Origin of the sequence: Paraburkholderia sp. BL25I1N1, assembly GCF_003002025.1 — a bacterium.
In the GTDB taxonomy this organism is placed as follows: Bacteria; Pseudomonadota; Gammaproteobacteria; order Burkholderiales; family Burkholderiaceae; genus Paraburkholderia.
The window spans coordinates 285,607-297,694 of sequence record NZ_PVZB01000004.1 but is presented as its reverse complement, the minus strand read 5'-3'; the positions used below and the strand labels follow the sequence as shown (position 1 = coordinate 297,694).

Below are 12,088 nucleotides of genomic sequence, written 5' to 3'. Positions count from 1 at the left end.
CGGGTCAACGGTAAAACAGGCCACGCGCGCTGGCAATGGCTGTTTGTCCCGAGCATACCCAGGCGCGCCGGACAGTGGAATAAAAAAAGCCCACTTCTTTCGAAGTGGGCTTTCTCAAATCTGGCGGAGCGGACGGGACTCGAACCCGCGACCCCCGGCGTGACAGGCCGGTATTCTAACCAACTGAACTACCGCTCCAGATTTCTTGCGCCGCGGCTCATGAGACTGGCTCATTCACCACTGCGTTACCGCTGCACCGTTCAAACTTCCAACCGAACGACGCCGATTTGCTGGCGTCCCCTAGGGGATTCGAACCCCTGTACTCACCGTGAAAGGGTGATGTCCTAGGCCTCTAGACGAAGGGGACAACGTACTGCTTACACCTTTAATGAAAAAGCCCGTTCAAGTTCGTATGAACGGGCTTTGTCTGGCGGAGCGGACGGGACTCGAACCCGCGACCCCCGGCGTGACAGGCCGGTATTCTAACCAACTGAACTACCGCTCCAGTTTGCCTATCAATGACTTGCGAGCGTTGGTTTTCTCTCTGCAAGCTGTGCCGCTTACTACTCGAATAAATCGAACACTAAAGCGACGCTGATGTTTGGCGTCCCCTAGGGGATTCGAACCCCTGTACTCACCGTGAAAGGGTGATGTCCTAGGCCTCTAGACGAAGGGGACATAATCTTTTCAGATTTGTCTTTATCTTGCTGCTAACTCACGCTAACTTCTGTTTTGCCAGCAACAAAGACCGATATTCTAACTACGTTACCGCTGTTTGTGAAGTCTTTTTTGCTACAGGTTCCACACTTCGGAACAACTTCACTCTGCTCTGATGGTGGAGGTAAGCGGGATCGAACCGCTGACCTCTTGCATGCCATGCAAGCGCTCTCCCAGCTGAGCTATACCCCCCTTGCAGAACAGAAACGAGATTCTAGAGGCCAATTTGCGCTTTGTAAATACCCTTTGAGCAATCGCATGCGACTTTTTTCCAAAGCCGCATGCAAACCCGCTCAAGGCACGCGCGAACGCGCTCAGACCAGCGCTTTTTCAATACGGCCCACCACGACGTCACGCCCGAACAGCATCAGCACGCTGTCGATCGACGGCGTATGGGTCGTGCCTGCCACCAGCAGACGCACCGGCATCGCCAGTTGCGGCATCTTCAGCTTGTGCGCGCCAAGCGTTGCCTTCAATGCCGCGGCGATCGCTTCCTTGGTCCATTCCACGGTCTTGAGCGCGGCGGCCAGATCGGCGAGCGCGGGGCGCACCACGTCGGTCACGTGCTGCGCGACGGACTCGGCATCCGGCGCCGGCGTGCGATAGAACATCGCGGCGTTCTCAGCGATTTCCTTCACCGTCGACGCACGGTCCTTCAGCAAGCCGACCACAGCCACCAGATCGGCGCCTTGCGCGAGCGCGGCCTCGTCGATACCCAGTTCGGTGAAGAACGGCTTGGCCAGCTCGGCGAGACGTGCGTTATCCGCTTCCTTGATGTAGTGCGCATTCAGCCAGGCCAGCTTGTCGTGGTCGTACTGCGCCGGGGACTTGCCCAGATGCTCCAGATCGAACCACTCGACGAACTGCTCGCGCGAGAAGATTTCCGCGTCACCATGCGACCAGCCGAGGCGCGCCAGATAGTTGACCACCGCCTCCGGCAGGAAACCGGCGTCACGATAACCCACCACGCTCATCGCGCCGTGGCGCTTGCTCATCTTCTCGCCCTGCTCGTTCAGCACGGTCGGCAAATGCGCGTAGACCGGCGGCTCGCCGCCGAGCGCGCGCAGAATGTTGATCTGCCGCGGCGTGTTGTTGACGTGATCGTCGCCGCGAATCACGTGCGTGATGCGCATGTCCAGATCGTCCACCACCACGCAGAAGTTGTAGGTCGGCGTGCCGTCCGGGCGCGCGATCACGAGATCGTCGAGTTCTTCGTTAGAGATCTCGATGCGGCCCTTCACAGCGTCGTCCCACGCCACCACGCCGGTGAGCGGGTTACGGAAGCGCAGCACCGGCTGCACGCCCGCCGGCGGCTGCGGCAGCACCTTGCCCGGCTCCGGACGCCACGTGCCGTCATAACGCGGCTTTTCGCCGGCTTCGCGTTGACGCTCGCGCAGTGCGTCGAGTTCTTCCGTCGACATGTAGCACGGGTACACCAGTCCGGCGTCCTGCATCTGCTTGAGCACTTCGCGGTAACGGTCCATGCGCTGCATCTGGTAGAACGGGCCCTCGTCGAAATCGAGGCCGAGCCACGCCATGCCTTCGAGAATGGCATCGACGGATTCGGAGGTGGAGCGCTCCACGTCGGTGTCCTCGATCCGCAGCACGAAGGTCCCTTTCATCTTGCGCGCGAACGCCCACGGATAAAGCGCGGAGCGAATGTTGCCGAGGTGGATGAAGCCGGTGGGACTCGGTGCGAAACGGGTACGAACAGAGGTGGTCATTAGCGGTTACTCGGAAGACGGGCGCCGGCGCTCGGGGCGGACATCGCCCGCGAAGCGCGGCAGCGGAGCGCGCCCATTCGGCAAAACAGCGCCGTGCATGGGCACGAAGGAATTAAATGCGAGAGCCGAATTATACCTTCGAGAGGCGTGTTACCCGCCCTCGTCCGAACGGCCAGGTGGCGCGTGCGTGCCGCGCGGCGCAGCGTCAAAGGGCTTCCTCTGCAACGTTTCATTACCACGCCGCCGCGCGCACGGGGCTTTGCTTTATGATGTGCGCGCGCTGCGGCCGGAGATAGATCCACGGCGCATGGAATCGCCGCTGGCGATCCCGTCCGTCTGACTATCCGCCTGATCGCGGCCACCGGCGACGCCGATTGCGTCGCCCGCGCCGTTGCTGGAGAACTCGTTGAAGCCCTCATCGCCTAGCCTCGCCCGCCGCAACTTTTCACTGGCCGCCGCGTCCGCGGTGCTGGCCGCCTGCACCACGACCGGCGGCAAAACCGACAGCACGCCCGTCGCCGTCACACCCGTTACGCCGACGCCGCCCCTCGACAAGCCGCAGCGGCCGCTGCGCATCGCGCTCGCGCTGGGCGGCGGTGCCGCGCGCGGCTTCGCGCACATCGGCGTGATCAAGGGGCTCGAGGCGCGCAATATTCAGGTCGATCTGGTGGCCGGCACCAGCGCCGGATCGGTGGTGGGCGCGTTGTACGCGTCGGGCATGAACGGCTTCGCACTGAACAAGCTCGCATTGACCATGGACGAAGCGTCGATCAGCGACTGGGCCATGCCGTTTCGCACGCGCGGCTTTCTGCAAGGCGTCGCGCTGCAGAACTACCTGAATACGACGCTCAACAACCGGCCGATCGAGAAGATGGCCAAGCCGCTCGGCGTGGTCGCCACCGATCTGAAAACCGGCCAGCCGATCCTGTTCCAGCGCGGCAATACCGGTATCGCGGTGCGCGCGTCGTGCAGCGTGCCGTCGATTTTCGAGCCGGTGAGGATCGGCGGCCACGAGTATGTGGACGGCGGCCTGGTGAGCCCGGTGCCGGCGTCGTTCGCGCGCAAGATGGGCGCGGATTTCGTGATCGCGGTGGATATCTCGCAGCGCCCGGAAAGCGGCCTCACGGCCAGTTCATTCGACGTGCTGATGCAGACTTTCACCATCATGGGCCAGACGATCAAGGCTTATGAACTCGACAAATACGCCGACGTCGTGATCCGCCCCAATCTGGCAGCCATGAGCGGCAGCGATTTCTCGCAGCGCAACGCGGCGATTCTAGCCGGCGAGGAAGCGGTGGCGAAGATGATGCCGGAATTGCAGCGCAAGCTGGCGGCGGCGAGCCGGGCCGCGGCGTAAACGGACCTGCGCGGAGCTGCGCGGACCCGCGCAGGTCCGCGGCGGCCTCGTCCGCCGCTCAAACGCAAAAAAGCCTGCTTCGTTCGAAGCAGGCTTTTTCATGCGGGAACAGCAGCCGCGATCTTACTGATTGCCGCCGATTGTTGCGTTCACGCGCTTGCGCAGATCCTCGCCTTCCTGATACGAGGTCTCGATACGACGCGCGCCGGTGAAGCGCTTTTCCCAGTAGCCGTCATCCATGTCGTCGACACGAATCGTGCTGCCCGTGGAGGGCGAATGCACGAATTTGTTGTCGCCGATATAGATGCCGACGTGCGAGAACGTGCGGCGCATGGTGTTGAAGAACACCAGATCGCCCGGCTTCAGGTCGCTCACGCGAACCTTTTCACCGACACGGCTCATTTCCTCGGCGCGGCGCGGCAGCGCCATACCGAGCGTGTCCTGGAATACGTAGCGCACGAAGCCGCTGCAATCGAGCCCCGAATCCGGGGTGTTGCCACCCCAACGGTAGCGCACGCCGATCATATTCAGCGCACCGACAACCACATCGCCCGCTTTGCCGGCCATGCCGGAGAGGAACGATTTGGCGCCGCTGTCGCTAGTGGGAGCGGTTGCTTGCGAGGCAGGGGTGGACAAAGAATTCGACCCGTTGAGGGTCGAATATGAGGCATTCTGATTAAAACTGCTTACTTCGTCGGCGAACGCGCCGGGAGCTGCTGCCATCAAGACGCCAATGAACATCCCGGCGACGACGCGCGTGCAAGCCTGGGTTAGGTTTCTGTGCTGCATTGGTCGGTATTTTTTGCCTAAAAATCAGGGGTCTACGGAAAAAAGTTTGGTCGATACTAGCCAGTAAGTATTCACATGTCAAAACAAATAGAAAAATACAATCGAGAGGCGCACCCAATTGGTGAAAAAGCGGTAAATCAATGGTCCAGCGCTGCTTTCAGCAGCTTTCGGGTGTACGGGTGGGAGGGTGTCGCAAAAATCTCCTCAACCTCGCCGCTTTCGATAATCGAACCGTTTTGCATGACCGCGACACGATGCGCCATGGCCCCGATCACCGCTAAGTCGTGGCTAATAAAAACGAAGCCGAGGTTGTACTTCCGTTGCAACCCGGCGAGCAGCTTCAGCACCTGCTGTTGAATGGAGACATCGAGCGCGGAGGTCGGTTCGTCGAGGATCAGAATGCGTGGTTCGAGAACCAGCGCGCGCGCAATCGCGATCCGCTGACGTTGCCCGCCGGAGAATTCGTGCGGATAGCGTTGCAGCACCGTGCGGTCGAGGCCGACCTCGCGCAGCACCGAGATCATCTTGTCGCGGCGCGCTTGCGGCGTCATGGCCGGCCGGTGCAGCGCGAGCCCTTCGCCGACGATCCGCTCGATGGTCTGCCGCGGCGAAAGCGAACTAAACGGATCCTGGAAGACAACCTGCATGTTCGACCGTAAGGCGGTCTGTTCGGCGCCACGATAGCTGTCGAGCGCCCTGCCCTGAAACTCGACCTCGCCGTGCACGGTGCGCTGCAGGCCGAGCAAGGCCATCGCGAGCGTCGACTTGCCCGAACCCGATTCGCCGACGATCCCGAGTGTCTCGCCCTGGCGCACCGACACGTTCGCGTCCGCGACCGCGCGAAACCGTCCCGAGCGGAACCAGCCGCCGAAGCCCGGCAGCTTGGTTTTGAAGTCGACCGAGATTCCGCGCGCTTCGAGCAACACCGGCGAAATCGGCAGCACCGGCACCACCGTGCGTTCCGGGCGGCTCGCCAGCAGACGTTGCGTGTACGGATGCTGCGGCGACCCGAACACCTGTTCGACCGGCCCGCTCTCCACCAGCACGCCCTTCTCCATCACCGCGATGCGTTGCGCGAAATGGCGCACCAGATTCAGATCGTGCGTGATCAGCAGCACGGCCATGCCACGTTTTTCCGCTTCGTCGCGTTGCAATTCCAGCAGCAGGTCGACGATCTGCGCGCGGATCGTCACGTCGAGCGCGGTGGTCGGCTCGTCAGCGAGCAGGAGGCGCGGACGGCACGCCAGCGCCATCGCGATCATCGCGCGCTGGCGCTGGCCGCCTGAAAGCTGATGCGGATAGCTGTTCACGCGCTTGCCCGGCTCGGCGATACCCGTGCGTCCCAGCAGCGCCACGGCGCGCTTGCGCGCCTCGTTTGCGCTCACGCCGTCATGCACGACGATGGTTTCCGCGATCTGGTCGCCGACTGTGTAGAGCGGATTGAGCGCGGTCATCGGCTCCTGAAAGATCATCGCGATGTCCGAGCCGCGCAGGCCGCGCATCTCGCGCTCGGTTCTGCCGAGCAGATCCTCGCCATCGAAACGGATCGAGCCGCTCACCTGCGCGTCGCTCAGCAGCCGCAGGATCGACAGCGCGGTCACGCTCTTGCCCGAACCCGATTCACCGACCAATGCCACGCGCTCGCCGCGCTGGATCGCGAGCGTCACGTCGCTCACCGCGACGGTGTCGCCGAAACGCACGTGCAGATGATCCAGTTCGAGCAGCGGCGGTGTCGCGGCCGATGTCGCGTTGCTTTGCAAATTCGCGCTCATTGATTGCCTCCGGCACGCATCGCATCGGAGATACGGGTATCGAGTGCGTTGCGCAGCGCGTCGCCCATGAAGGTCAATAGCAACAGCATCGCCACCAGCACACCGAAGGTGGACAGCGAAATCCACCACGCGTCGAGATTCGCCTTGCCTTGCGCGAGCAGTTCGCCGAGGCTCGGTGTCGGCGACGGCACGCCCAGGCCGAGAAAGTCGAGGCTCGTCAGCGCGAGAATGGCGCCGCTCATGCGAAACGGCAGGAACGTGATCACCGGCGTGAGGCTATTGGGCAGCACATGCCGCCACATGATCTGCCAGTTCGACAGCCCCATCGCGCGTGCCGCCCGCACGTAGTCCTGATGACGATTGCGCAGGAATTCGGCACGCACGTAATCGGACAAACCGATCCAGCCGAACAACGAGAGCAGTACGATCAGCAGAATGAAGCCCGGTTCGAAGATCGACGAAAAGATGATCAGCAGGTAAAGCTCGGGCATCGCGCTCCAGATTTCGATCAAACGCTGCCCGATGATATCGATACGTCCTCCGAAATAACCCTGCACGGCGCCCGCGGCGATGCCCAGTATCGTGCCGATCAGCGTCAGCACCAGCCCGAATTCCACCGACACCCGGAAGCCGTACAGCAAACGCGCAAACAGGTCGCGGCCGCGGTCGTCGGTGCCGAGCCAGTTCTCGCGCGACGGCGGCGCCGGATTCGGCGCTTTCGAAAAGTAATTCAGCGTGTCGTAGTAGTAGCGATTCGGCGGATACACGGCGAAATTGCCCGGCGCGTCGAAACGATGCTTGATATACGGATCGAGATAATCGGCCGGCGTCGGGAAGTCGCCGCCGAAGGTGGTCTCGGCGTAAGTCTTGAACATCGGAAAATACAGGCTGCCGTCGTAGCGCACCACGAGCGGTTTGTCGTTCGACCACAGCGGTCCAGCAAGGCTCGCCGCGAACGCCACGACGAACACGATCAGGCTCCAGTAGCCCAGACGCTGCTGGCGAAAACGCTGCCACACACGGCGGGCCGGCGAAGGCGAGACGAACGCGCGCGCCGGTTCGGAGCGCGCCGACGCGTCGGCGGAAAGACGGGCTCGATTCATCAGCGCTCCAGTTGTTCGAATTGGATGCGGGGATCGACCCACACATAGCAAAGATCGGAAATCAGCTTGGTCGCGAGCCCGATCAGCGTGAACAGATACAGCGTGCCGAGCACGACCGGATAGTCGCGCCGCACCACCGATTCGTACGACAGCAGCCCGAGGCCGTCGAGCGAAAACAGCGTTTCGATCAGCAGACTGCCGGTAAAGAACGCGCCGATAAACGCGGCCGGAAAGCCGACGATCAGCGGCAACAGCGCATTGCGAAACACGTGCTTCCACAGCACGCGCTTTTCCGACAAACCTTTGGCACGCGCGGTGAGCACGTATTGCTTGCGGATCTCGTCGAGGAAAGCGTTTTTCGTCAGCATGGTGACGACGGCGAAACTGCCCACCACCGAGGCCGTGATCGGCAACGCGATATGCCACAGATAGTCGAGAATCTTGCCGGCCACGCTCAATTGCGCCCAGTTGTCCGAAGTGAGATTGCGCAGCGGGAACAGTTGCAGGAACGTGCCGCCGCCGAACAGCACGAGCAGCAATACGCCCAGCACGAAGCCCGGAATCGCGTAGCCGACCAGCACCACGAGGCTTGTCGCGACGTCGAAGCGCGAGCCGTTGCGCACCGCCTTTGCAATGCCTAGCGGCACCGATATCAGATACGTCAGAAAGAACGTCCATAAGCCGATGCTGATCGACACCGGCAGCTTGGAAACGATCAGCGACCACACGCTTTGATGGCGGAAATAACTCTGGCCGAGATCGAAAGTCGAGAAGCGCTTGAGCATCAGCACGTAGCGTTCGAGCGGCGGTTTGTCGAACCCGTAGAGCGCTTTGAGTTGCGCGATCTGCTGCGCGTCGACGCCGTTGTGCGCGCGCAGACCGAACGGCGCGCCGCCTTCCGCGCCTTTGCGCAACTCGTGCTGCATCTGCTCGACCGGGCCACCGGGAACGAACTGGATCACGACGAAGGTCAGCGTCAGCACGCCGAGCAAGGTCGGGATCATCAGCAGGAGGCGTTTGAGGATGTAGCTCCACATGGCGGCGTTTCCGAATGAATGACGCGTTGGCGCGTTTAAGGTCGCGCCGGCGGCTGCGGCTGCGATTGTGGCTGCGCGAACCACCACATCGACGTAATCCAGCCTTCCGCCGTATAGTACAGAGGCAGCGTTTTGGGCCACGCAAGACCGCGCTTGAACGCCACGCGGTGCGTGGCGCTGTACCAATGCGGCACGACATAGTAGCCATGCATCAGCACACGGTCGAGCGCATGCGTGGCGTCGACCAGTTGCTCGCGCGTTTGCGCATGCACGAGCGCACTCAGGATCGCATCCACCACAGGCGACTTCAGCCCGATCATGTTATTCGACCCGTGCGTATCGGCGGCCTTGCTGCCGAATCGTTCGATCTGCTCGGAGCCGGGCACTTGCACGTCCGGCATGCGGATCGTGGTGGTGTCGAAATCGAAGGCGTCCAGACGCTTCTGATAGACCGCGAAATCCGACACGCGAAACGTGGCCTGGATGCCCAGCTTCTGCAGATTGCGGATGAAGGTGGCGACGATCGGCTCCATCTGCGCGGACGAGCCGGAGTCGTCGAGAATCTCGAAGCGGAACGGCTCGCCCTTGGCGTTGCGCAATGCGCCGTCGCGATAGGTCCAGCCGGCCTGCTGCAACAGCGCGCGCGCTTCCAGCAGATTGGCGCGCAGCGAGCCGGGCGGATCGGTATCCGGCTGCTTCGGCGGCAGGCCGAACACCGCCGGGTCGAGCTTCGCGCGCCACGGCTCGAGCAAGGCCAACTCGCCCGGAGAAGGCAGACCCTTCGCCTGCAGATCGGTGTTGGCGAAGAAACTGTCGATACGAGTGTACTGATTGAAGAACAACTGGCGATTGAGCCATTGAAAGTCGAGCGCGAGATCGAGTGCCTTGCGCACGCGAACGTCCTGAAACAGCGGCCGGCGCGTATTCAGCATAAAGCCCTGCATGCCGGTGCCGTTATGTTGCGGGAACACCTGCTTGATCAGCTCGCCGCTATCGAATTTTTTGCCGACGTCACGCCGCACCCAATTGCGCGCGACATACTCGACCAGTGCGTCGTACTCGCCCGCCTTGAACGCCTCCAGCCGCGCCGTGTTATCCAAATACAGCTTGTAGACGACGCGATCGAAGTTATTCATGCCGACGCGCACCGGCAGCGCCGCGCCCCAGTAATTCGGGTCGCGCCGGTAGGTAATCGTGCGGCCGTTGTCGTATTGCTCGATCAGATAAGGCCCGCTGCCGATCGGCTTTTCGAACGCAAGCTGGTCGAATGGAATGCGGCTGCCGTCCGGCTTCAATCCCCACTTGCGCGAGAACACCGGTATGCCGCCCGCGAGCAAGGGCAGTTCGCGATTGCGCTGGTGAAACTCGAAGCGGATCGTATGCGGATCGACCACCACCGCGCGCGTGATTTCGCCGAAGATCGACGCGAATTGCGGCGCGGCCTGTGGGCTTTTGAGCGTGTCGAGCGAGAACTTGACGTCGTCGGCGGTGACCGGATCGCCGTTCGAAAACCGTGCGCGCGGATTGATGTGGAACGTCACCGACAAGCCATCCGGCGCGATGATGATGTCGTCGGCGAGCAGCCCGTAGGCGGTTGCCACTTCATCGCTGCTGCCGACGGTGAGGCTTTCGAAAATCAGGTCGACACCGGGCGCCGTATTGCCGCGCAGCGTGAACGGATTGAATTTGTCGAAGCTGGTGAGGCGGCTCGGATTGGCGAGCACCAGCGTGCCGCCCTTCGGCGCATCAGGATTGACGTAGTCGAAATGCTTGAAATCCGCCGGATATTTCGGCGCGCCGTATTGCGCGATCGCGTAGACCGCGTGCGCCCGTGGCGCCACCAGCAGACCGGCCACGGCCAGCATGCCGCACATCATCGTGACGCAGACGGAGCGCCAGGAACGCGGCGCAAACGCAAGGCCGTTACGCGAGGGTTGGTGAATCGCGCTGCACCGAAGTGCACGAGGCGTTGGAACCCGTCGCGAGCCAGTTGTCATGGGGGCCTTGATGGTCAGTGGGCAAGTGCAATGTGAGAGAATTCTACCCAATAAACCCGCGCGATCCGCACGTCCGTTGCGCATGGTGTCGACGTGCGTGGCGCGCTGATCCGATCAGGAGATTTCATGGGCTTCCTCGCTGGCAAACGTATCCTGCTGACCGGCTTGCTGTCGAATCGTTCGATTGCCTACGGCATCGCGCAAGCCTGCAAGCGTGAAGGCGCCGAGTTGGCGTTCACCTATGTCGGCGAGCGCTTCAAGGACCGCATCACCGAATTCGCCCACGAGTTCGGCAGCGATCTCGTATTCCCCTGCGACGTCGCCGACGACGCCCAGATCAACGCCCTCTTCGTCTCGCTCCGGCAACGCTGGGACGGCCTCGACGGCCTCGTCCATTCGATCGGCTTTGCACCGCGCGAAGCGATTGCCGGCGATTTCCTCGACGGCATGACGCGCGAAAATTTCCGCATCGCGCACGACATCTCCGCGTACAGCTTTCCGGCGCTCGCCAAGGCCGCGCAATCCATGTTCACGCCGGACGCGTCGCTGCTCACGCTCAGCTATCTCGGCGCCGAGCGCGCGATTCCGAATTACAACACCATGGGCCTCGCCAAGGCTTCGCTCGAAGCGAGCGTGCGTTATCTGGCGGTCTCGCTCGGCGCGAAAGGCGTGCGCGTCAACGGCATTTCGGCGGGTCCGATCAAGACTCTGGCCGCGAGCGGTATCAAGGGCTTCGGCAAGATTCTCGAGTTCGTCGAACAGAACGCGCCGCTCAAGCGCAACGTGACGATCGAACAGGTCGGGAATACGGCGGCGTTCCTGTTATCGGATCTGGCGGCCGGGGTGACGGCGGAAATCGTGCACGTGGATAGCGGGTTTAACGCAGTGGTGGGCGGCATGGCCGCCGTGGCGGAATGAACGACAAAGGTTCCGCGTGAACGCGTAATGCTCCGCACTCGTCGCTGCGTTTTACGGGCTGATGGCAGAACTTATGACAGAAGTCCAACGAAAAAACCGCCCACTTGGGCGGTTTTTCTTTGACCTCGCGATCCGATCAACCGCGGGCTGAACGCTTAGTGCCAGCCGCGATGATTGTCGTAATGGTCCCGGCCGTAGTTGTAATGGCCCGGGGGATGATGACGATACCAGTCGTCGCGCCCCCAGTAGCGGCGGCCGTCCCAGTAGCGGTCGCCATGCCAGCCGATCACGACCGCCGGGCCGCCGTAGTAGACGGGTGCCGGTTGATAAATGACCGGCGGAGGAGGCGGCGGCGGCGGTGCGTATACCGGTGCCGGCGCGACGTAGACCGGCGCGGGAATACCGATGTTGACGCCGATGTTGACACCGCCGGCCATTGCGGCACCCGACGCACCCAGTGCGAAAACCCCGATCAAAAGTGGAACAAGACGAGCGGACTTCATCGATCACCCTTTTAGAAGAATGTGTTGTTGGCGGAAATATAGCGCAAGGCGCCGCACCGCGTATTTCAACTTTGTAATAACTGATGCATAACATCGCACGCATCGCCGCGCGGTTACGTCTCGTTACATCGGACATGCTTTTGGTGAAAAGGCGGTGGCGTTGTAATCGGA

General features: G+C 62.0%; 9 protein-coding genes and 5 tRNA genes. 2 read left to right on the top strand and 12 right to left on the bottom strand.

The window, feature by feature from the left end; all coding sequences use genetic code 11:
* Nucleotides 1–121: 121 nt before the first annotated feature.
* From B0G73_RS08095 to gltX, 6 genes are all read right to left on the bottom strand, one after another.
* Nucleotides 122–198 (bottom strand) — tRNA-Asp (locus tag B0G73_RS08095).
* 93 nt (nt 199–291) lie between these two features.
* Nucleotides 292–367 (bottom strand) — tRNA-Glu (locus tag B0G73_RS08090).
* Nucleotides 368–428: 61 nt separating this feature from the next.
* Nucleotides 429–505 (bottom strand) — tRNA-Asp (locus B0G73_RS08085).
* 97 nt (nt 506–602) lie between these two features.
* Nucleotides 603–678 (bottom strand) — tRNA-Glu (locus B0G73_RS08080).
* Nucleotides 679–833: 155 nt separating this feature from the next.
* Nucleotides 834–909, bottom strand: a tRNA-Ala gene (locus B0G73_RS08075).
* A 122-nt stretch (nt 910–1,031) separates the two neighbouring features.
* Nucleotides 1,032–2,441, bottom strand: coding sequence for a glutamate--tRNA ligase (gene gltX / locus B0G73_RS08070; protein WP_106279571.1), 1,410 nt, complete (start codon nt 2,439–2,441; stop codon nt 1,032–1,034).
* Between the two features lie 406 nt (nt 2,442–2,847).
* On the opposite strand from gltX, the gene B0G73_RS08065 reads away from it, so the two are divergent.
* The gene (locus B0G73_RS08065; protein ID WP_106279569.1) at nt 2,848–3,798 is read left to right on the top strand and encodes a patatin-like phospholipase family protein; all 951 of its coding nucleotides are present in this window, start codon (nt 2,848–2,850) and stop codon (nt 3,796–3,798) included.
* A gap of 123 nt (nt 3,799–3,921) precedes the next feature.
* On the opposite strand, the gene B0G73_RS08060 is transcribed toward B0G73_RS08065, so the two are convergent.
* The 5 genes from B0G73_RS08060 to B0G73_RS08040 all read right to left on the bottom strand — a co-directional run bounded on the left by B0G73_RS08060 (nt 3,922) and on the right by B0G73_RS08040 (nt 10,364).
* Nucleotides 3,922–4,587 carry a C40 family peptidase gene (locus B0G73_RS08060; protein WP_106279567.1) on the bottom strand — a complete coding sequence of 222 codons (666 nt, stop codon included), beginning with the start codon at nt 4,585–4,587 and terminating at the stop codon, nt 3,922–3,924.
* 137 nt (nt 4,588–4,724) lie between these two features.
* Nucleotides 4,725–6,359: an ABC transporter ATP-binding protein gene (locus B0G73_RS08055; RefSeq protein ID WP_106279565.1), complete on the bottom strand. Its 1,635-nt coding sequence runs from the start codon at nt 6,357–6,359 to the stop codon at nt 4,725–4,727.
* Nucleotides 6,356–7,462: an ABC transporter permease gene (locus tag B0G73_RS08050; RefSeq protein ID WP_106279563.1), complete on the bottom strand. Its 1,107-nt coding sequence runs from the start codon at nt 7,460–7,462 to the stop codon at nt 6,356–6,358. The genes B0G73_RS08055 and B0G73_RS08050 overlap by 4 nt, the downstream gene beginning before the upstream one ends.
* On the bottom strand, nt 7,462–8,499 hold the full coding sequence (locus B0G73_RS08045) for a microcin C ABC transporter permease YejB (RefSeq protein WP_106279561.1): 1,038 nt from the start codon (nt 8,497–8,499) through the stop codon (nt 7,462–7,464). Before B0G73_RS08045 ends, B0G73_RS08050 begins: the two co-directional genes overlap by 1 nt.
* A gap of 35 nt (nt 8,500–8,534) precedes the next feature.
* Entirely contained in the window at nt 8,535–10,364 is a 1,830-nt protein-coding gene (locus B0G73_RS08040) for an extracellular solute-binding protein (RefSeq protein ID WP_258193224.1), read from the bottom strand.
* Nucleotides 10,365–10,622: 258 nt separating this feature from the next.
* Between B0G73_RS08040 and fabI the strand changes: the two genes are divergently transcribed.
* Complete coding sequence (gene fabI, locus B0G73_RS08035; protein WP_106279557.1) at nt 10,623–11,414, top strand: enoyl-ACP reductase FabI; 792 nt, start codon at nt 10,623–10,625, stop codon at nt 11,412–11,414.
* A gap of 155 nt (nt 11,415–11,569) precedes the next feature.
* Here the strand turns inward: fabI and B0G73_RS08030 are convergent, their stop codons facing one another.
* Nucleotides 11,570–11,917 (bottom strand): hypothetical protein, encoded by a 348-nt coding sequence (locus B0G73_RS08030; RefSeq protein ID WP_106279555.1) that lies wholly within the window; start codon nt 11,915–11,917, stop codon nt 11,570–11,572.
* Nucleotides 11,918–12,088: the final 171 nt, after the last annotated feature.